Source organism: Paenibacillus terrae HPL-003 (genome assembly GCF_000235585.1).
In the GTDB taxonomy this organism is placed as follows: Bacteria; Bacillota; Bacilli; order Paenibacillales; family Paenibacillaceae; genus Paenibacillus; species Paenibacillus terrae_B.
Genome location: NC_016641.1, coordinates 3,691,921 through 3,711,947 on the forward strand (window position 1 = coordinate 3,691,921; position 20,027 = coordinate 3,711,947).

Here is a 20,027-nt window from a genome sequence, read left to right on the forward strand (position 1 = left end):
TGATAGCTGTCAGGTTTGTTTCGTTATACTGGTGGCATATCAGTTAGCGAAAGGGGACTTACGAAAATGGATAAAGCTTGTCAAAGTTGCGGTATGCCGCTGGAGCATGAGGAACAATACGGAACGGACGCACAGCAGGCCAAAACAGATGAATATTGTAAGTATTGTTATAAGGAAGGTGCGTTTGTGCAGCCTGAGCTGACGATGGATGACATGATCCGGCAGTGCGTACCTATCCTTGCAGAGCAAGGGATGCAAGAAGAAGAGGCTGTTGTGATGATGCATAGTTATCTGCCGAGTTTAAAACGCTGGCGGTCTTCAGAGGATGCAGGACTTCAGCTTGATGGACCCATTCGGGAGGAATACCGGGGTGACATCCATTTAGTCGGGCTGAAAGCACGCACAAGTAATCTCAAAGAACAAACATCCCATGGGATCATTCCAGCCATGTGGGAATGCTTTGGGGCTGAGGATGTGTCTGGTCGGATCAGGGGCAGTGAAGGACAGGCTTCCGTCTATGGCTGTTACACCGACTATGAAAATGGAGCTTTGGGCGAGTACACTTTTTTTATCGGAAAGGAAGCGGCTGCGGATTTCCAGACTCCTGACGATCTTGAAGAACTCGTCATTCCAGCTGCGCGCTACGCTGTCTTTCAAGCTACAGCCGAACCTTCCTCGGTCTTCCGGGCATGGCAAGCTATTTGGAGCTGGGCCGCCTCGGGACAAGCAGAGCGGACGTACACAGGTGATTATGAAGTGTATGGCAGTCCTGACGAACCTGTTCTGATCTACATTGCGATTAAGTGATGAATTTGTAGTAAAAACAGAGAGCCGTCCGACCATTGTTGTGGTGCGGACGGCTTCTTTTGCTGCTTAAGTCATGGCAGTCGACCGTTCATTCAAGTTGAACGGCAGGTTACTGCCCAAAAGACAAGAGCCAGAGTGCTGACACCAGCACCCAATAGACATACCCCGTTCCAGCCGGCATAGGTGTACATATGCGTCGAGGCGATGGCTCCAGTGGCGCTACCGATGGAATAAAATATCATATAGCCTGCGGTAAGTCGGCTACGCGCCTCAGGACGCACAGCGAAAATCATGCTCTGATTCGTCACATGCACAGCCTGTACCGCCAGATCCAGAAGGATAACGCCAAGGACCAAAGCGAACAGCGAGTGCTCGGTATAGCCGATAGGCAACCAGGATAGCAGTAGCAGAGCCAGCGCAATACCTGTCGTCCGCTGTCCTGAGCCCTGATCGGCAAGACGTCCTGCCCGCGCAGCCGCTAATGCTCCGGCGACTCCGGCCAGACCAAAGGCCCCGATGGCTGTATGTGAAAGAGATAGTGGCGGGGCACTGAGAGGCAATACTAGCGAAGTCCACAATATGCTGAACGCAGTAAAAATGAGCAAAGCCAGCACGGCTCGAACACGCAGAATCCGTTCTTGCACGAACAGTGTGAAAACCGAACGAAGCAACTGTGGATAGGATAGCGTTGCTCCTTTGGATTCATGCTGAGGCAGTGCCCGAAACAGCGCTACAGCCATGGTTAGCGTCAATGCGGCGGAAATAAGGTATACCGAACGCCAACCCGCCAGATCGGTCAGTGCACCGGCAACAGTTCGTGCCAGCAGAATGCCGATAACAACTCCACTGGTCACCAGACCTACGATACGTCCGCGTTCAGCCGGGGCGGCCAAGGTTGAGGCGAACGCGACAAGTGTCTGTGTGACGACAGCCAGCAGTCCAACCGCTGCCATGCCCATGAGCAGGATTGTACGCGTGGAGGCCAGGCTAACTGCGATTAACGCCAGCACGGATAACAGCATTTGTCCGGTAATCAGTCGCCGTCGATTCAGAAGATCGCCAAGCGGGACTAGAAGCAGCAGTCCCAATGCATAACAAATCTGCGTCACTGTAATGACGATGCCAACCGATGAATGTGTGATGCCAAACTCGCGCGCCAGCGCGTCCAGCAATGGTTGCGCATAATAAATGTTGGCGACAGCCAATCCACAAGCTATGGCAAATAAGAGCGCTACAGACCGGGATATGGAACGAACGGGGGTGGTTTTCGCAGCGTTAGCTACGGATTGATGGGATAGGAGTGCCGCTGTTTCTTCTGACGTCTTCATTTTCACATACCACATCACTTTCTGTGATTACATACCGATGAGTATAATATACTGATTGGTATGTAATGATTTTAGGTCAATATAACTCGGAATCATATGAAACGTCAAGAATTTATCGTGTACATATTTGACAGCTGCTTCTGACGAACCTACAATCTTAATATACTGAACGATACGAAAAGAAGGGGTTATTTATGGTTCGTCCACGGGAATTTGATGAGGAAAAGGCATTGGATGCAGCAATGCAACTTTTTTGGGAAAAAGGGTTTGAGGCTACGTCTTTAAGCGATTTAACCTCCAAAATGGGAATTCAGCGCCCCAGTATTTATGCTGCCTTTGGGGATAAAAAGCAATTATTCGAAGCCGCGCTGCGCAAATATACGCAATCTCACGCTGCTAATGTACGGGCTAGACTGCAAAGCAATTCTACTGTCAAAGAAGCATTTTGCAATTTTTTTGAAGGAATCGTGGCAGAAGAATATGAGGAAGGCCCTAACCGGGGATGTTTTTGTATCAATACAATGGTAGAATTGGCCCCTCATGATGAGAAATTCGCAATTTTGACCAGAGAACATCAGATGTATCTTTCTGCTGTATTTCAAGAATACATTGAGCGTGGTATACGATCAGGAGAGCTGGAGGCTGACACCGATGCCAAAGCTTTGGCCCAGACTCTGGTGTCGTTGATGATCGGAATTACGGTAATGATGAAGTCACGCCCGGAGCGGTCTTTTGTGGAGCATGCGGTTGCGGTTACACTTATGTTACTGAAGTAACTTTATTCATATAGCTGATAGAACTTGAGAGTTATATTTTGAATAAAATTATATAACGAATGAGAGAGGGATTTCTTAATGTTCAATAGAATGAAAGTAATTGTAACAGGCGCAGCTTCCGGCATTGGAAAAGAAATTACTCAACAATGTTTAAAAGAAGGAGCAAGTGTTATTGCCTGTGATATCAATAAGCATACCCTCAATGAACTTGAGGTTGAACTGGCTTCAACCCATTTGTACACGTATCCAATAGATATAAGTAACTATTCAGAAGTAGCCCGCTTTTTTACATATATTGAGCAAGAGCATACGGATATAACGGCTTTAGTTAACAATGCGGGAGTTTATAGAGGAAAGAATATACTCGACTATCGTATGGAAGATATAGAGAAGGTGTTGGACATAAATATTAAGGGCTGTGTGTATTTCTCGCAATTTTTTGGAAAGTTCATGATTGAGAAGAAGAACCAGGGGATTATCGTAAATATGTCTTCTGTTTCTGGAATGGAAGGAAGCTCGGATGCGATCTATGGATTATCAAAAGCAGCAATATTGGGCTTTACTAAAAGCTGTGCCATGAATTTTTCACCTTATGTAAGAGTTAATGCTGTGGCACCAACGATGGTAAGTACTCCAATGATGGATCATATTCCTGAATGGAGAAAGGAGGAATATACAAATCATCAGCTAATTTCAGAGCCTTTAAAAGCAGAAGATGTTGCTTATACTGTCCTGTTTCTGCTATCGGAAAGATCCAGACATTATACGGGAGCGACCTTTGATATTAATAATGGGTGTTATTTAAGGTAACTGCTTTACAACCAGCAGGCTGGAGCGATGCATTAAAAAGACTGCTGGCGATGGAAAATCAGCATGATCGTGAAGCGTACACAGAGGCCAAGACCGATTTTGTGCAAAACGTTCTGGATGCAGGACCATTCGAATAGGTCATTACATGTTATATCTTTGATTATACATACTTAATCTCCCCATTCAACTTAAGCAAACGATGATCCATATGAAAAATGCCCAACAGGAGGTGTACTTTCCGACCAAGCTCCGAAATCTCCGACTTTTGTATTGCCGTGTAGGGGAATGGCCGGAAGGTTTGCCAGCACACCAGAAAAAGCTTATTCAGGAGCTGCTGAAGTAGTTTTCATCTTCATACTATGAAGGGCTGATTACAGACGTTTCAAGAACACGCTGATACGCTCCAAAGCGATTTCCAGCTGTTCCTTCGACGATGCGTAGGAGCAGCGGATAAAGCCCTCGCCACCCGGGCCGAATGCAGAGCCGGGTACGGTAATGACGCCCTCTTCTTCCAGTAACCGCTTGGCAAACTGCTCTGAGCTTAATCCCGTAAGTGTAATAGAAGGAAAAGCGTAGAAGGCACCGCTCGGTTCATGGCAGGGTAGTCCTGCCTGACGCAAGCTTTCAACAAACCATTTTCTGCGCAGATTGTACGATTCCATCATGCGGTCTTTCTCCTCCAGCCCGTGGCGCAGGGACTCAATAGCGGCAATTTGTCCGATAATAGGAGCGCACATCACGGTATATTGATGGATTTTTAGCATGGCTGAGATCAACTCCTGCGGGCCGCATACATAGCCGACTCTCCAGCCTGTCATCGCAAAGGCTTTGGAAAAGCCGCTGATGAGCAGGGTTCGTTCTTTCATGCCCGGCAGAGCGGCGAAGCTTACATGCTTCTGTCCATAGGTCAGCTCACCATAAATTTCGTCCGAGATCACGACTAGATTATGCTCCTCCACCAAGCGGGCAATCGGTAGCCAGTCCTCATAAGTCATCACTCCACCTGTCGGATTGTTCGGATAACAGAGAATAAGCACTTTGGATCGTGGAGTCAGCTTGGCTTTGAGCGCCTCAGCCGTCAGCTTGAATTGCTGATCAGCAGAGGTTTCAACCGTTACGGTATGCCCTCCATTCAGGAACGTGATCGGTGAATACGAAATATAGCAGGGAGCCGGAATGAGAATTTCATCGTGTTCCGTAATCAGGGCACGGAGCGCCAAATCCAGCGCTTCACTGCTGCCGATCGTTACCATGATTTCATTTGCCGGATTGTAGGACGTGTTAAAGCTACTCTCCAGATACCCGGCAATCTCCTCACGCAGCTCGGGAAGACCAGCATTCGGTGTGTACGAGGTCTTGCCATTTTCCAGTGCTGTGATGCAAGCCTTTCTGACATGTTGAGGGGTCACAAAGTCCGGTTCACCAACACCAAGCGAAACGATATCTTTTCTGCCCGTACTATATTCAAAAAACTTACGGATGCCTGAAGGCGGCATTTCCCGTACTGCTGGAGTCAAAAAATCGCTTATAGATACTGCGGTCGATACGTTCGTCATTTTGAATTCCTCCTTTTTGAAAAACAAAAAAAACCCGCCCCTGTAAAGGGACGAGTTAATACCCGTGTTACCACCCTAGTTTCATTCCATAAGAAATGACACTCTGTTCACGTATCCATCAATACGTGTTCCGGTTAACGCTGGAAAGGCGGCAGAGCTTACTTCAGGTTCAGCCCGCTTCTCAGAGATGGCGTTCGGCTACCCTCGGAATGTTGGCTTTCACCTGCCCCAACTCTCTGCAAATCCGCTGTATAGCTTACTCGTTCTCGTCATTGAAATTTGTTGCCGTATCAAGTTAGGTGTAATTATAAGCACAACATTTCAGGATGGCAAGTCTTTTTTTATAAATTTTAAGGAAAGGAGCTTCATCATTGACGACTGGAAGATAACGTATATAGTGGTATCAAGGGGGATTGTCCGCCAAATTTCATCGTGCTATTTGCACTATATTGGCTTGAGAGGGATGGTGTCCATATGAATGTATTTGAACGCTTTAACGGCAAGGTTTTGCCTGCGGGATGGGGCTGGATTAACGAGCCGACTGTATGGAGATTCGATGATTCCAAGGCTTTACAAGTATCTGCACCTTCACAGGCGGATTTCTTTAGAGATCCGTCCGGCGCGGCGATAAAATCGTCCGCACCCTTTTTGCATACAACGCTTCAAGGTGATTTTACAATATGGACGAGGGTTCGTGTCGATATGATCCCTTGAATGTGGAGAATTATGTATCCTAGGACATACGAACTGTGTAATAAACGGAGAGAACATTTCTATAAACAAGTATGGTACCATGATGATTGTGAGCTTAATTTTTAACATTGGATATTCATGCGAAACGACGTATATACGTGTATTCATGCAGGGGGTTGGATGAGAGTTTGCTGTTTAAAGGGAAGAGATATAAGCTGCCCGGCTTATTGAGTGTACTGCTTTTAGCTTCGTTGGGATGTTATGGGCTTATTATGTATTTGCAGTCCACAAGTGGGACGAAAATGTATCAATTTTTGTACTGGGATATATTTCTGGCATGGGTTCCGGTCTTGATTTCTCTAGGAATGATCGCCTTATCCAGACTGGGAAACATAAACGTGAGAAGAGTTCTGTTATTACTTGCAGGAGTTGTATGGTTGTTTTTTCTGCCGAATGCACTCTATTTGCTGACTGAATTACTGCATGCTTTCCGTTTTTATGATGTGAATCCTGACTCGCGTTTTTGGCTGAACATTCAATTCTGGTTGATCTTATTTACGTCTTTTTCGGCGGCAGGAGTTGGTCTTTTTCTTACTTCCATTTGTATATTTATAATCCACCGTATGCTGCAAGAGGTTTGTTCCAGTTGGTTTGCGTGGGCTGTCGTTTTTATGTTGCTGTGGCTGTCCAGTGTAGGTGTATATATCGGCAGATTTGCTCGCTGGAATAGCTGGGATGTGGCGTTGCAACCCATGATGATCGTAATGGATGTTTTGAATTGGGTGGTACATGCCGGAGCAAGGCTTCATTGGTTGTCTTTTAGCTGGCTGGTTTTTGGAATCGCAGTCATTTTTTATCTGTTGATCTATATCTCTTTAAGTGAGGAGAAGCATGCTTAGGCCGAGGATACGTATTCCAGGAATACGGGCTTCGGCCTTTTTACATATGGGAAGCCATCAGCTATAGTTGTCCTCCCCGTGTTCTTCATAAAGCACACGCACCAGCAGATCCTGACTGAAATTGCCGAATCTTTTGCCGAAAATGGTGAGACCCCCTTTGTTCTCCGACTGATCGGATACGGACAAGCGTAGTGCAATATCGCTTTTATAGTTAAGCCCAATATCGTCTATTGTGACTTCGGATATACGGCACCCGTCAATGAAGCTTCCATGCTGATTGATGCGAATTAATTTGAGCATGCCATATTGATTCAAATGCGGTGGCCACCAATCGGGATTCAGAACCCCCGGTACTTCTCCAAAATCTCCGGCGCTAGTCCAGCGACCAATAGGGATACCATTGACATGAAAACAAATGTCGGAAGGATACTCCTCACAATAACCTGGTGCTTCTGAGCCCAGCTCTGCGGAAAATTGAATTTCGGTAAAGGATTGATTCTCTTTCAGATAGTTAGGGATCCGATATTCCAGAAAACCATCTGCCATCCAGATCATTTCCGCGTCCAGCCGCTCGGGATCTGCAAAATAGCGGGGATCATCAAAATCACCAATAATGCTGTCTCTGGTTACCAAGCCACAGGTAGGTACTGCCTGATAGTTGCTATAATGACCGATGCGAATTTCAACCTCATACACATTTTTCTGCTCTCTGCTACGCAGGTCCACCATCAGTTTTTCCTTGTTCAGATAGCACATTTTTCGGGTACCATGCTTGCCGCTTACTGTATTGATCTCGATAAGGCCACATTCCTCCAGCTTACGAATATGCATCGTAATCGTACCGTTGCTCAAATCAAGTCTGTTAGCGATGTCATTCATACTTTGTCCTTGATGGGAAGCAAGCAATTCCAAAATTTGAATGCGGATTTCCGAGCCGAGCGCTTTGAAAATGTCTAGCCCTGACATTAAGTCCTTAATATAAATCATAGCTATAGACCTTCCTTATCTATAAAAAATGTAATGTAAGCGCTTATATATTTGTTTTGACTTATGTTAAAATAAAATCAGAAAGAAGTAAACCGCTTTGCTGTAAATTATTTTCACAACAATAAAAAGGGGAGTGAAACGAAACTCAGAATAGATTTTCCATCTAAATTAAATCGTATTTAAGCTTATTTTCTTTGGATATTACAATAAAATAACTTAAATACGTTTGTTATTTCGTTTTTATGTTATTCAATTCTATACTTTATATTTGTTTAAAAAGATTTATAAATGCATTGACGAACCGTAGAATGGCGTGCTATATTTTGTTTGTAAACGAATACATTATTGATAAAGTAAAATGTTAATTATATGGCGCATGAGAGGGATGATGATCACAGGCTGGAGTGAACAACAGTTGATGTACCGTACAGATGAATATAGGCCAAGTGGTATACGTTTATTTCAACACTATATGTATGCGGTTTCATTTCAATTTTAGGAGGGGTCGCGTTGATAAAGAAAAAAGGTTTTGCAATGACAATGGTTGTGCTGTTGTTGATGGTTGCTGCACTGGCTGGCTGTGGTGGAGGAAGCTCCAGTAGTGATGGAAGCAAGGAGCTGACGTTCATGTTCCGTGGTGGTACGGATGAGCAGAAGGCTTACAAGGAAGTTATCAAGAAATTTGAAGAGGAACATCCTGGCGTGAAGGTTAAAATGGTCGTAACGGCAGCCGATCAATATGCTACAAAGCTTAGAGCTGCGATTACAGGAAACAATCTTCCAGATATCTTTTATTTTGCCCCTGGAGATTTGAAAGCTTATGTAAATAGTGGGGTGCTGAAGGATCTTACACCTTACATTGAGAAGAACAAGGATATAAAGCTGGATAACATTTGGAAATACGGTGTGGATTTGTATCGATATGACGGTAAAATGGCTGGCCAAGGAAATATTTACGGTATGCCAAAGGACTTGGGTCCATTCGCCTTGGGTTATAACAAAACCATGTTTGAAAAAGCAGGCGTTCCGTTACCTGATAAAGACAAACCGTATACATGGGATGAGTTTATCAAGATCAGCCAAGAGCTGACAAAAGATACGAATGGTGATGGTAAACCGGATCAGTATGGTACAGGTTTTAACGTCCAGTGGGCATTGCAAGCCTTTGTATGGAGCAATGGTGCGGATTGGCTGGATGAGAGCAAAACAAAAGTAACGATTGATGATCCTAAATTTGCGGAAGCGCTTCAATACTTTGCTGATATGCAAAACAAGTATAAGATTACGCCTGGTATTGAACAATCACAAACATTGGACACCTATCAACGCTGGATGAAGGGGGAAATGGCATTCTTCCCGGTAGGTCCTTGGGATATGAGTACATTTGAAAAACTGCCATTTGAATATGATCTGTTGCCATTCCCGGCAGGATCGACTGGCAAATCAGCAACATGGATTGGTTCTCTGGGTATCGGTGTTTCCTCTAAAACAAAGTACCCGGATGAAGCTGTAGAACTGGTCAACTATCTGACGACTTCCAAAGAAGGAATGAAGCAACTCGTAGATGCCAAGGTACAAATTCCGAATCTGTTAGATATGGCGGATGAGTGGTCCAAAGATACGAAAACCAAGCCTAACAATAAACAGGAATTCATTGATATTGTGAATGACTATGGACGCGCATTACCAGGCAACTATACCTATAACGCCGAATGGTACGATATATTCTTCACCGATATTCAGCCTGTGCTGGACGGAAAAATTACGGCAGCGGATTATGTGAAGCAGGAGCAACCGAAGATGCAGAAACTGCTGGATAAAGCGGTGGAGCAAGAGAAAAAATCACAGAAATAGTATGTAAATAACGGATAGAGGATGATGTTAGTGGCTGATATCATGCTGCTGGCATCATCTTCATTCCAAATTAGAAACAGAGGTGAGCCCTGTGATAACCAAATCTAATCTCTATCGCAAAGAGAAAATATATGGATATTTATTTATCCTTCCTCCTATTCTCGGTTTGCTAATCTTTACGTTGTTCCCGTTTGTCTATTCGTTATACGGCTCTTTTACAGACTGGGACGGATTGGGACAAATGAACTTTATTGGTTTTGATAATTTTAAAGATTTATTTACCGATGAACTCTTTTACAAATCAATGTACAATACTCTTTTCTTAATGCTGGGTATTCCAATCGGTCTTTTGTTAGCATTGTTGTTGGCACTGGGGTTGAATCGCAAGATTCCGGGCACGACAACGTTTCGTGTGATCTACTATATTCCGGTTATTTCTTCTTTGGCTGCAGTTTCCATTATGTGGAACTGGGCATACAACGGAGACTACGGTCTGGTGAACCAATTCCTCGAATTGTTCGGTATTAAAGGTCCCAATTGGCTGATGGATAAGGATACGGTTAAGCCTGCCTTGATCCTTATGACGGTCTGGAAGGGTCTTGGCTACACGATGCTACTGTATTTGGCAGCCCTGCAAAGTGTATCTCGCTCTTACTATGAAGCAGCAGAGCTGGATGGAGCTAGCGGATTCCAGATGTTCCGCAACATTACATGGCCAATGGTGAAACCGGTGACCTTTTTCCTGGTCGTAACCAATATCATTGGTGGCTCACAAATCTTTACTGAAATGAACATTATGACACCTACAGGGGGGCCGGAATACTCATCCGCCTCAATCGTCTTCTATATTTGGGATAAGGCATTTAAAAACCTGCAAATGGGATATGCCTCCGCGATGGCTATGATTCTTGGCATCTTCATTTTTATCGTAACTTTGATTCAATTCAAAATGAATGAAAAATCGTCCTTTGATGGGGATTGATTTTCGCGGAAAGGAGTGAGTCTGATTATGTCCCATAGTCAAAGAACGAAAGTTACCAATATCATTATCTTTATTGCACTGGCGATTGGAGCGATTGTGATGATCGCGCCGCTGCTGTGGATGCTGTCTACTTCGGTGAAAGAAAAGCAGGATGTTTTTGCTCTTCCACCGGTATGGATACCAGAGGTGTTCCAGTTTAGCAAGTACAAGGAAATTTGGGAAGCGGGACCTTTGTTAAGCGGGATCAAGAACAGCGTGATTGTGGCTGTAAGTGTTACCGTTGTGGGTACCTTTACATCCAGTGTGGCTGCTTTTGCATTTGCAAAGCTGAGATTCCCTCATAAAAATAAACTGTTTCTTTTACTCATCGCATCGATGATGATTCCATACCCAACGGTTATGATTCCACAGTTTATGATGTTTTCCAAGCTCGGTTGGGTAGATACGCTCTTGCCTCTGATCGTTCCAGGTTTGTTCGGGAATGTGGTTATGATCTTTTTCCTACGGCAGTATTTGCTCAGTGTACCGGATGCCATTATCGAAGCAGCTAAAATTGACGGAAGCTCTTATTTCCGACTGTATTCGTCCATTACATTCCCGCTTATTAAGCCAGCAGTAGCGGCACAGCTTATTTTATGGTTCATGGGAATTTGGAACGATTATTTGGCACCGATTATTTACTTGAATTCACCGGAAACGCAGACGTTGCAGTTGGTCATAGCGAACTTTAATGCGACCTATGCCATTCAGACGGATTATCCGCTCATTATGGCAGCTTCCATAGTCGCTTTGTTGCCTGTGCTGATTATATTTCTGATCTTCCAGAAACAGATTATTGAGTCGGTTGCTATTTCCGGTGTCAAAGGTTAAGTGTAGCCACTGGAGGGCACGGATGAATGATGCAAGGCAATTACAATATGTAATGAATAAAGGAAGGAGGAGAATAATCGTTATGGTGATGCTGCTTATGCTGGGCCTATCCGGCTGTGGGGACAACACCCCGGACCCTGTGTATCCGCAGGCTCCGCCTCCCGATCACTTGTATGATCAAAGCACGATAAACGATGAACAGCGCTGGACCATTAACAATGCGCATGATCCTGCGATCATCCAAACAGATCAGGGCTATTATGTATATTCCACGGATGTAAAGACAGGCGGAGAGCTGAGACCAGGGGTCATGGTACGTAAATCGACCGACCTGATTCACTGGAACTGGGTGCAGTATGCACTGCCCGGCATTCCAAAGGAAGCGGGCGCATGGTCATCAGCAACCAATCTGTGGGCACCGGACGTTATTAAAATGGGTGATACCTATCGGATGTATTATTCAGCCTCCACCTTCGGTAGCACACGGTCAGCAATCGGATTGCAGACATCCAACTCGCCGGAAGGCCCGTGGAAGGATGAAGGGCTGGTTGTTAAGACGAAGGAGCATGACAAGCTGAATGCGATTGATGCCAACCCGGTGCTGGATGCGGAGGGGAATCCATGGATGGTGTACGGCTCGTTTTTTGGAGGCATTTATATTACGTCACTTGATCCCCAGACTGGAAAGCTGAAAGAGTCCGGCTACGGCAAAAATATTGCCGCCAGAGATCGGGCAACAGAGGATGGTGCTGTGGAAGGGCCGTACATTGTGTACAATCCCGCATTCCGCAAATATTACTTGTTTGTCTCATATGATTCTTTGTTCGAAGACTACAATGTACGTGTTGCCCGCTCGGATTCGATCACAGGGCCGTATGTGGATATCAATGGACATGATATGGCAGATATCAGCTACTTGCCCCAATATGAGATCGGGAACAAGGTATTGGGTGGTTATCGGTTCAGCGAAGGAGAAGGCTGGGTTGCGCCAGGTCACAATTCCGTTCTGAAGGACGGAGACGATTATTATATTGTGCATCACGCACGGGGAGAAACGGATAAGAGCTGGCCGTATCTGCATGTACGCAAAATATTATGGACCGCTGACGGCTGGCCTGTCGTATCGCCGGAACGGTATGCGGGTGAGCAGGAGCAGGATATCCCTAAAAGATTATTACTCGGCAGTTGGGAACGCATCGTGATGAAGCAGGAAGTGGACGGCCAAGTGGAAGCTGAACCGCTTCGTCTGGAAGATGGAGGTCGGGCAACCAGCGGAACGCTTGAAGGCCAGTGGAGCTTTGACGGCATGCGTACTTTAACATTGGATTGGAGCGATACATCCGTAAGGACCGAGGAACAACTGCTGTTGCTTCCTTCATGGGACTGGGAGCTGGGTCGCCAAACTTTAATTTTTACAGGTATGGACGACAAAGGAATTTCCATTTGGGGTAAGCGTATCGGCGATTAAATGTATGAACTACATACTACACATAGAGGAGAGAAGAACCATGAATCAACCTGTACCTTTTATTAATCCGGTCATTGAGCAACGGGCAGACCCTTGGATTTACAAGCATAGTGATGGATACTATTACTTTACCGGATCTGTACCGGAGTATGACCGCATTGAGGTTCGGCGGGCACATACCATTCAGGACTTGAATACAGCAGAGCCTGTTGCTGTGTGGCACAAATATGAAGCAGGCCCGTTAAGCGCCAACATTTGGGCACCGGAAATTCATTTTATTCATGGCAAATGGTACATTTATTTTGCAGCAGCTCGCACCACAGAAACGAAGGAAGGTCTGTTCGATCACCGGATGTTCGTGCTGGAAAACGATTCAGCTAACCCTCTGGAAGGAGAATGGGTGGAAAAGGGGCAGATTAAAACCCGTTGGGAAACATTCGCGCTGGATGCCACAACCTTCCAGCATAATGGAGTTCTGTATTATGTGTGGGCCCAGAAGGACCCGGACATCGTCGGTAATTCCAATCTGTACATTTCTGAAATGAGCAATCCGTGGACGCTGCGCGGTGAGCAGGTGATGATCTCTACCCCTGAATATGATTGGGAAGTCATCGGTTTTAAGGTGAATGAAGGAGCGGCAGTTCTGAAACGGAATGGACGAATCTTTATCAGCTATTCAGCCAGCGCCACCGACTATAATTATTGCATGGGGCTGCTGACAGCGGACGAGAATGCAGACTTGCTCGACCCAAAATCATGGGCGAAATCGCCTGAGCCGGTATTCTGCACGAATGAGGAAACAGGCCAATTTGGACCCGGTCATAACAGCTTTACCGTTGGGGCTGATGGTAATGACGTCATCGTGTATCATGCACGGAATTACAAGGAGATTACGGGTGACCCGTTGTATGACCCGAATCGCCATACACGTGTTCAGCCGTTGAACTGGCATGAGGACGGGACGCCTGATTTTGGCATTCCTGTACCGGATGGAGTTCCTGCAGGTAAATAAGTAATACGAATGTTGTAGAGGGTTTATGTGTTGCACAGCAATACTGTAGCTTTCCAAATAGAACAGGAAGTATAATTTTACTGCGCATAACAAGAGCAATAAGACATTCCCTGAGCTTTAGGACGGGGATGTCTTTTTTATTTAGGGAAAGCAAGGGTGATTTTTTTATCTGTATATGGAAGTAAGCAGTCTGGCCGAAATTTCTTATGTTGGAGTTATGGTCTTTTGTTTTGTAGGAGGCAGGTATGTCAAGCATTTGATTTGATAAAAATGTTTAATATTTTCCACGGGATGGAAGCTGCAAATGTATGGTAAAGTGTAGTTTATACAAGGCTCTTATCCAAAAGTTCTTATTTGAAGTCTCCCGTGTATACCGAATCCGAATCATCGAGGTGAGGAAAAATGTTGCAATCGTTAAAAGCCATTGCTAACTATCGGAAAGAAAGTGATCTGGCCTGGGATACGCCGACTTGGCTGAAATTGCTCGTTTCGGCTGAGGAGCGCATTGTGAATCTGGAACGCATCCACTCCATAGGGGAGTTAAAGGATGCTAATCCCGTACTGGATTATGTGGAGCGTACGTTGCTTATTTTGGATGGGCTTCCATTGTCTTTTTGGATTAAGGAGCTGCTAGAAGACGTGCTGGTATGGTCTGAGACGGCCAAAGGAGGCACAGTTCGCGAACGGCTGCGCTGGCAGCAGGAGGGCATCAATTTATTTGTACATAATATCGGTTCCGCCCAACTGTACGTCAGACAGGCTCAAGCGGAGAAACCAGTGTTTCCCCGCAACACTATGACCCGGATTCTGATTGAGACCCATGGATTAATCGGACAGTATATACGGGGCGAAATTCCTTTTGCGGAAAATCGGGCGCTGCTGGAAATTACCCGTAAGGGCTGGTTAAGCCACGAGGAACTGGAGCTTGCCTTACGGGCTCTGAACGAGTGCATTATCGCCGGGGTAGACCCTGAATTATGGGAGCAGGTACGGAGTGAAGTGGAGCAACTGATTGGCTGGATCGCATGGGATAAAGCGCCTGTGGCCTGGAGTGTAAAGGAACGACTGCAGAGATTACGGTCGGTTTCTATTCATGAAGGGGAGCCATTTGAGCAGGCTTACGCCGAGCTGGAGCGCGAGTTAAATGTAGATAAGGCGCTGGCTTCGTTGGAGAATCGAACGCTTTGGTATGTGGAGTCGGCCTTACAGGATTTTTCGCTACAGGAGCTAGTGAAGGTATGTTTACTTACGTTACAGGATGGTACAGGACAGGAATTGCCTGCAACGGTACGACATATCAGCTTTGAATCTCTCATGAACACAATGCATTATGACTATCGCGGCGTCAAGAAAATTAACGTTTATAAAAAACGGATGATTGAAAAATATTTACACGCGCTATCCTGGCAGGATATCTTGAAAGGAAAACGGAAGCATAATCCTCATTTGGATGTGATCGTGGAGCATAAAGAGGAACTGCCGAGTACTGTATTTTTCAATTTTCATTTTTCATCTGCGGCTGAGAAGCTGATCGACTTTTGCATCGAGGCGGAAAAAACACCTTTGTATGACAAAGCCATATTGCTGCTGTTTGATCTGTTCGGCTTGCGCCGTGATGCTTATGATCGTTTTCACAATGAGGAAACATACCTTACGGAAATGAACCAAACCGTAGATTACAAAAAGATCATTCTGGATTACGTCACGGGAACTCGCGTACTGGATATCGGACCGGGCGGAGGTGTGCTGCTGGACCTGATTGAACAGGAGATACCGGACGCGAAGCCATTGGGACTCGATATTTCTGTGAACGTTATTGAGGCGCTCAAACGTAAAAAGCAATTGGAGGGTCATCGTTGGGATGTGATTAAAGGAGATGCCCTCCAACTGGAGGAATTTATAGAGCCGGGGAGCATGGATACGATCATTTTTTCTTCCATTCTCCATGAGCTGTATTCTTACATTGAACGGGATGGAGCCCGGTTCAATCTGCATACGGTGGAGGCTGCTTTGCAAAGCGCCTATCATGTGCTGGCACCGGGCGGACGTATCATTATCCGTGACGGCATTATGACTGAACCGGCAGAACAGCGCAGACGAATCCGGTTCCTGGAGCCGGACGGACTGGAATGGCTGTTGCGATATGCCGAAGATTTTGCGGGTCGCCACATTGAAGTTGAGCGTGTGAGTGAGCATGAGGCTATTTTGCCTGTGAACGATGCGATGGAATTTCTGTATACCTACACGTGGGGGACGGAGGCCTATGTGCATGAAGTGCAGGAGCAGTTTGGGTATTTTACCCCTTCACAGTATGAAGAGTGTATTCGCCGCACGCTTGGATCGCAGGCTATAATCCGGGAGAGCCGTCACTATTTACAGGAGGGATATGCGGAAGCGCTGGCCGGACGTATTGAATTTACCGATGAGCAGGGCCAGCCTGTTCCCCTGCCGGATAGCACCTGTCTGATTGTGATTGAGAAGCCGCAATAGAGTGGGTTAGTATACTTTGTTATCGAGTGAGACTGATAAAATGTAAGAAAGCCTTCTGATTTGCGTCTAACGCGGTCAGAAGGCTTTTTTACACTTTCCGTCTGCTTGTTCACGAGTTATTTTCCGATTTAATGTACCATAATTATGGAAAAAATGCTTTTGAAAATGATATACTTAGAGAGAACATTCTATGAAAATTCGGCATACTTTTTTGTGCTACCAATGAAGGGAAGTGTGTTCGTGAATGTCCTCGCATGTGGAGATATCGCAATATGACCCGCAGTGGGTAAAAGAGTATGCGTGTGAGCGGACAAAAATCGCAGAGGCTCTCGGAGATATAAGTATGGACATAGAGCATTTTGGGAGCACGTCCGTTCCTGGCCTTGGAGCCAAGGCGATTATTGATATTATGGTCGGAGTAGAAGACTTGGCAAGGATTCAGTCCGTACATCGCGAGCGCTTGCTTCGTATTAAGTATGAATATGTACATAAGCCTGATTTTCCAGAGAGAGCTTTCTTTCGCCGTGGAGAATGGGGAGCAGGAACCCATCATTTACATATTTACAAGTATCAAGGGAAGCACTGGGCGAACCATCTGTTGTTCCGGGATTACTTAAAAACACACCCGGAGAGCTTATCGGAGTATGATGCTCTGAAAAAAGAATTGGCGCAGCAATTCAAATATGATCGTCTAGCGTATACCGAGGCCAAAGGGCCGTTCATTCGGCAGGTGATTGAGCAGGCGAAGCTTGAAAGGTTTAAGAAGGAATAGATGAATCTTTAATACGCATGGATAAGATGAAGGAAGGATGAAAAATATGCTGCTGGATGCACAAGTAACGTCGGATGGTTTAAAAGAACGAATGATGCTGTTATCGGCTTATCGGCGTTGGACATTATATTGTCTCCGGAAGATTCGTTACGCAAGTACCGTATACAGCCCGAATGGTCTGAAAGTTACTATGACCTGCCGATTTGTCTGGAGATCGTAAGTCGGATTTTCAACGGTGTTCCGATTCATGCACAGGTGATCTCTGTGCTGCATCCACAGCGCGACCTGACGGAAGCGATGAAAGAACTGAAGCAGCTTGGCATTCGGTAGAAGAAAGATAACAAACAACTCTGTTTATCTTAACACTTTTTGCATATAATACAGGAGAAATGACAGGATAGCTTTAAAAATAAAGGAGTTGTGTAGAAAATGTCAAAACGTTTGATTCCTTACATCACGATGGATGGAAATGCAAAAGAAGCAATCGAATTTTATGAAAAGGCATTGGATGCTCAACTGCTTTTTATGCAAACCTTTGGAGAAATGCCGGAAAACCCCGATTTTCCCATTCCCGCAGAGGTCAAGGAACGTGTTGGACACGCTACCCTCAAAGTGGGTGAGACAGAGCTTATGTTTTCCGACACTTTTCCCGGATCACCGTTTAGCAGTGGGAATCAGGTGACCATCTGCATTACTACCGACAGTGTGGAGCAATCCCAAAAAATGTTTGATGCTCTACAGCAAGGAGGACGGGTGGGAATGCCTTTGCAGGAAACCCATTTTAGTCCGGCTTATGGGAATGTAACAGACAAGTTTGGTGTCACCTTTCAAATGTTCACAGAAGCTCGGTCTTAAAAAAATGGAAAACGGCCTGACTTCGCTATCTTGGCGATCTGGCCGTTTTTTGCGTGCCTGTCCTCGTTCAAGAGGTTGCTCCATGTTGGCGAAGACATTCTGCAACGTTTGGGTGGCCTTGCTGAACAGCGAGAGACAGTGCAGTTTCGCCGTTGATGCTACTTGGGAGACCAATGGTTGATTCCAATATTAGTAGATGCAGATCATCCAAGCTTTACATTAGAGAGATTAACAGGCTTTTTCCAGCAGCAGAAATTGAGGTCCAACCGCATCAGGATACGGTTACAATCTTATATCATAGACCTAATGGTAAAATGAGTAGTCAGAAGTTCGATCTTGTACCCTTGGAACTCTCGTCATTTTGGAAGGCGGCGGAAATTTCTCAGAACACGATAAAAAAGTCGCCTTTGCTAGAATGCAGGATTTCATATGTATCAGAAATTGCACATTGGGAGTTTTATAACTGGTCAAGTTTTCTTAGTAGGACGGATGGAATTATAGAGGAACCTGAGATAAAGGATATTGAATCATGCTGAGAAACGCAGCGAGTGAATGGATTCTGGAGAAGCGAAGCGTTCGCCTTTGCCGGGGGATTCTAACCTTATAACTAATTCAAAAAGAATCCCCTGGCAACAGCGATCGGAAGAACCATCCACTCGCGGAGTGGCCCTCTTCAGCGTCACCTAAACAAACTATTTTCACATATACCTATCTATGATCTATACGCCAAAATTAAAATCTTCATCGGTCAGCGGCTCCACATTCATTGCACGCACGTAGCCGTTTCCTTTTTTAGAAAAGAAATCATGCTGCTTGGTGTGAGTGCTGATGCCGTTGATTACAATCGGATTGACTTCTTCTTCTTCAAACAGTGGATCAAAGCCCAGGTTCATCATAGCCTTATTGGCGTTGTAGCGTAAAAAGACTTTGACATCGTCCACCAGCCCGATGGGAGCATAAATTTGCTCGGTGTATTGTTCCTCGTTATTGTGCAAGTAGCGCAGCAACCCTACCAACGTCTGGTACAGATCCCGTTGCTCTTCCTCGTCCAGCTCTGCATAAATCTCCTGTGCCAGCACACCCACATATACACCGTGAATACTTTCGTCCCGCAAAATCAGGTCGATAATTTCTCCGCTGCATGTCATCTTGCCCTGACCCGCCAGATAGAGAGGGTAGAAGAAGCCGCTATAAAATAAATAGCTTTCTAACAGCACTGACGCTGCCATAGCGAGATACAAGTCTTTTGACGTATGAATATTCATATAATACTGACGAATGGTTTCCGCCTTGGTCTGGAGATGCGGATTTTCCTCTACCCAACGGAATATATCGTCAATCTCTTCCGTAGAAGCCAGGGTTGTAAAAATGCTGCTGTATGACTTCGCATGAATTTGCTCCATCATCGCCATAAAGCTCAGTACAGCTTTGCGTTGCAGCCCGTCCACATGCTCCATAATTTGCGGCATACCCACGCCGCCTTGAATCGTGTCAAGCAACGTTAAGCCGCCGAGCACCTTCATGTAGGCCTCTTTTTCAATATCGCTGAGGGTTACCCAGCTCATTTTATCGTCGGACAGCGGAATTTCATCATCCGTCCAAAATTGCATAATGTTCTGGTTCCAGAACATCAGTGTGAAATCATCGTCCGAGCGATTCCAGTTTACAGCTTGTATACCTGTCATTGTTTAGCATTCTCCCTTCAGCTTCCGAGATTTCCTAGAGTCATAATGAAAGACAAAAGGCGAATCACCGAATGCTTGACATACGGAAGCTGCATCCGCGAGGCCGTGTCGCAACCCATAAAGGGCGGAACATCACGCTGGATACAGCTTTTAATGAAAAGCATCCATACATATGAGGACTTC

Annotated in this window: 20 protein-coding genes and 1 other annotated feature; of the genes, 15 read left to right on the forward strand and 5 right to left on the reverse strand. The window is 45.5% G+C overall.

The genetic code is table 11. The features are described 5' to 3' along the window. Positions 1-66 precede the first annotated feature (66 nt). Positions 67-807 (forward strand): zinc ribbon domain-containing protein, encoded by a 741-nt coding sequence (locus HPL003_RS16850; RefSeq protein ID WP_014280904.1) that lies wholly within the window; start codon positions 67-69, stop codon positions 805-807. Positions 808-899: 92 nt separating this feature from the next. On the opposite strand, the gene HPL003_RS16855 is transcribed toward HPL003_RS16850, so the two are convergent. Next, positions 900-2,135, reverse strand: coding sequence for an MFS transporter (locus HPL003_RS16855; RefSeq protein WP_014280905.1), 1,236 nt, complete (start codon positions 2,133-2,135; stop codon positions 900-902). Positions 2,136-2,329: 194 nt separating this feature from the next. Between HPL003_RS16855 and HPL003_RS16860 the strand changes: the two genes are divergently transcribed. The 3 genes from HPL003_RS16860 (at position 2,330) to HPL003_RS28575 (ending at position 3,858) form a co-directional block, all read left to right on the forward strand. Next, a complete protein-coding gene (locus HPL003_RS16860) occupies positions 2,330-2,911 on the forward strand; it encodes a TetR/AcrR family transcriptional regulator (RefSeq protein ID WP_014280906.1) in 582 nt (193 codons plus the stop codon). 78 nt (positions 2,912-2,989) lie between these two features. Next, on the forward strand, positions 2,990-3,721 hold the full coding sequence (locus tag HPL003_RS16865; RefSeq protein WP_014280907.1) for an SDR family NAD(P)-dependent oxidoreductase: 732 nt from the start codon (positions 2,990-2,992) through the stop codon (positions 3,719-3,721). Further along, a complete protein-coding gene (locus HPL003_RS28575; RefSeq protein WP_148267401.1) occupies positions 3,706-3,858 on the forward strand; it encodes a GrpB family protein in 153 nt (50 codons plus the stop codon). The genes HPL003_RS16865 and HPL003_RS28575 overlap by 16 nt, the downstream gene beginning before the upstream one ends. A gap of 234 nt (positions 3,859-4,092) precedes the next feature. Here the strand turns inward: HPL003_RS28575 and HPL003_RS16870 are convergent, their stop codons facing one another. Further along, complete coding sequence (locus HPL003_RS16870; RefSeq protein ID WP_014280909.1) at positions 4,093-5,277, reverse strand: aminotransferase class I/II-fold pyridoxal phosphate-dependent enzyme; 1,185 nt, start codon at positions 5,275-5,277, stop codon at positions 4,093-4,095. A 43-nt stretch (positions 5,278-5,320) separates the two neighbouring features. Next, positions 5,321-5,559: a binding site (T-box leader), on the reverse strand. Positions 5,560-5,751: 192 nt separating this feature from the next. Here HPL003_RS16870 and HPL003_RS16875 point away from each other — a divergent pair. Together HPL003_RS16875 and HPL003_RS16880 are read left to right on the forward strand one after the other, a co-directional pair. Further along, positions 5,752-5,991: a DUF1349 domain-containing protein gene (locus tag HPL003_RS16875; RefSeq protein WP_014280910.1), complete on the forward strand. Its 240-nt coding sequence runs from the start codon at positions 5,752-5,754 to the stop codon at positions 5,989-5,991. Positions 5,992-6,158: 167 nt separating this feature from the next. Continuing rightward, positions 6,159-6,869: a DUF1361 domain-containing protein gene (locus tag HPL003_RS16880; protein WP_014280911.1), complete on the forward strand. Its 711-nt coding sequence runs from the start codon at positions 6,159-6,161 to the stop codon at positions 6,867-6,869. A gap of 57 nt (positions 6,870-6,926) precedes the next feature. On the opposite strand, the gene HPL003_RS16885 is transcribed toward HPL003_RS16880, so the two are convergent. Then, complete coding sequence (locus HPL003_RS16885) at positions 6,927-7,856, reverse strand: ArsR/SmtB family transcription factor (protein ID WP_014280912.1); 930 nt, start codon at positions 7,854-7,856, stop codon at positions 6,927-6,929. Between the two features lie 510 nt (positions 7,857-8,366). Between HPL003_RS16885 and HPL003_RS16890 the strand changes: the two genes are divergently transcribed. From HPL003_RS16890 to HPL003_RS16930, 9 genes are all read left to right on the forward strand, one after another. Beyond that, positions 8,367-9,710, forward strand: a complete 1,344-nt coding sequence (locus HPL003_RS16890; protein ID WP_014280913.1) for an ABC transporter substrate-binding protein — start codon at positions 8,367-8,369, stop codon at positions 9,708-9,710. Between the two features lie 91 nt (positions 9,711-9,801). Further along, positions 9,802-10,692, forward strand: coding sequence for a carbohydrate ABC transporter permease (locus HPL003_RS16895; RefSeq protein ID WP_014280914.1), 891 nt, complete (start codon positions 9,802-9,804; stop codon positions 10,690-10,692). Positions 10,693-10,719: 27 nt separating this feature from the next. Continuing rightward, a complete protein-coding gene (locus HPL003_RS16900; protein WP_014280915.1) occupies positions 10,720-11,562 on the forward strand; it encodes a carbohydrate ABC transporter permease in 843 nt (280 codons plus the stop codon). 82 nt (positions 11,563-11,644) lie between these two features. Then, positions 11,645-13,030 carry an arabinan endo-1,5-alpha-L-arabinosidase gene (locus HPL003_RS16905; protein ID WP_014280916.1) on the forward strand — a complete coding sequence of 462 codons (1,386 nt, stop codon included), beginning with the start codon at positions 11,645-11,647 and terminating at the stop codon, positions 13,028-13,030. Positions 13,031-13,070: 40 nt separating this feature from the next. Next, a complete protein-coding gene (locus HPL003_RS16910) occupies positions 13,071-14,042 on the forward strand; it encodes a glycoside hydrolase family 43 protein (protein WP_014280917.1) in 972 nt (323 codons plus the stop codon). 402 nt (positions 14,043-14,444) lie between these two features. Then, positions 14,445-16,532 (forward strand): class I SAM-dependent methyltransferase, encoded by a 2,088-nt coding sequence (locus tag HPL003_RS16915; protein WP_014280918.1) that lies wholly within the window; start codon positions 14,445-14,447, stop codon positions 16,530-16,532. A gap of 244 nt (positions 16,533-16,776) precedes the next feature. Then, entirely contained in the window at positions 16,777-17,304 is a 528-nt protein-coding gene (locus HPL003_RS16920; RefSeq protein ID WP_014280919.1) for a GrpB family protein, read from the forward strand. A 117-nt stretch (positions 17,305-17,421) separates the two neighbouring features. Then, entirely contained in the window at positions 17,422-17,634 is a 213-nt protein-coding gene (locus tag HPL003_RS16925; RefSeq protein WP_238533387.1) for a hypothetical protein, read from the forward strand. A gap of 99 nt (positions 17,635-17,733) precedes the next feature. Then, positions 17,734-18,159, forward strand: a complete 426-nt coding sequence (locus tag HPL003_RS16930; protein ID WP_014280921.1) for a VOC family protein — start codon at positions 17,734-17,736, stop codon at positions 18,157-18,159. Between the two features lie 67 nt (positions 18,160-18,226). Here the strand turns inward: HPL003_RS16930 and HPL003_RS30570 are convergent, their stop codons facing one another. Continuing rightward, positions 18,227-18,370, reverse strand: a complete 144-nt coding sequence (locus HPL003_RS30570; protein ID WP_420795068.1) for a hypothetical protein — start codon at positions 18,368-18,370, stop codon at positions 18,227-18,229. Between the two features lie 508 nt (positions 18,371-18,878). Then, positions 18,879-19,844, reverse strand: coding sequence for a class 1b ribonucleoside-diphosphate reductase subunit beta (nrdF, locus tag HPL003_RS16940; RefSeq protein ID WP_014280924.1), 966 nt, complete (start codon positions 19,842-19,844; stop codon positions 18,879-18,881). Positions 19,845-20,027: the final 183 nt, after the last annotated feature.

Excerpts from the sequence above, each read along its gene's own strand:
- HPL003_RS16900 (WP_014280915.1), top strand. The coding sequence starts at position 10,720 with ATGTCCCATAGTCAAAGAACGAAAGTTACCAATATCATTATCTTTATT.
- HPL003_RS16865 (WP_014280907.1), top strand. The coding sequence starts at position 2,990 with ATGTTCAATAGAATGAAAGTAATTGTAACAGGCGCAGCTTCCGGCATT.
- HPL003_RS16920 (WP_014280919.1), top strand. The coding sequence starts at position 16,777 with ATGTCCTCGCATGTGGAGATATCGCAATATGACCCGCAGTGGGTAAAA.
- HPL003_RS16860 (WP_014280906.1), top strand. The coding sequence starts at position 2,330 with ATGGTTCGTCCACGGGAATTTGATGAGGAAAAGGCATTGGATGCAGCA.
- nrdF (WP_014280924.1), bottom strand. The coding sequence starts at position 19,844 with ATGACAGGTATACAAGCTGTAAACTGGAATCGCTCGGACGATGATTTC.
- HPL003_RS16855 (WP_014280905.1), bottom strand. The coding sequence starts at position 2,135 with ATGAAGACGTCAGAAGAAACAGCGGCACTCCTATCCCATCAATCCGTA.
- HPL003_RS16930 (WP_014280921.1), top strand. The coding sequence starts at position 17,734 with ATGTCAAAACGTTTGATTCCTTACATCACGATGGATGGAAATGCAAAA.
- HPL003_RS16875 (WP_014280910.1), top strand. The coding sequence starts at position 5,752 with ATGAATGTATTTGAACGCTTTAACGGCAAGGTTTTGCCTGCGGGATGG.
- HPL003_RS16910 (WP_014280917.1), top strand. The coding sequence starts at position 13,071 with ATGAATCAACCTGTACCTTTTATTAATCCGGTCATTGAGCAACGGGCA.
- HPL003_RS16850 (WP_014280904.1), top strand. The coding sequence starts at position 67 with ATGGATAAAGCTTGTCAAAGTTGCGGTATGCCGCTGGAGCATGAGGAA.
- HPL003_RS16885 (WP_014280912.1), bottom strand. The coding sequence starts at position 7,856 with ATGATTTATATTAAGGACTTAATGTCAGGGCTAGACATTTTCAAAGCG.
- HPL003_RS16915 (WP_014280918.1), top strand. The coding sequence starts at position 14,445 with ATGTTGCAATCGTTAAAAGCCATTGCTAACTATCGGAAAGAAAGTGAT.
- HPL003_RS16870 (WP_014280909.1), bottom strand. The coding sequence starts at position 5,277 with ATGACGAACGTATCGACCGCAGTATCTATAAGCGATTTTTTGACTCCA.
- HPL003_RS16905 (WP_014280916.1), top strand. The coding sequence starts at position 11,645 with ATGGTGATGCTGCTTATGCTGGGCCTATCCGGCTGTGGGGACAACACC.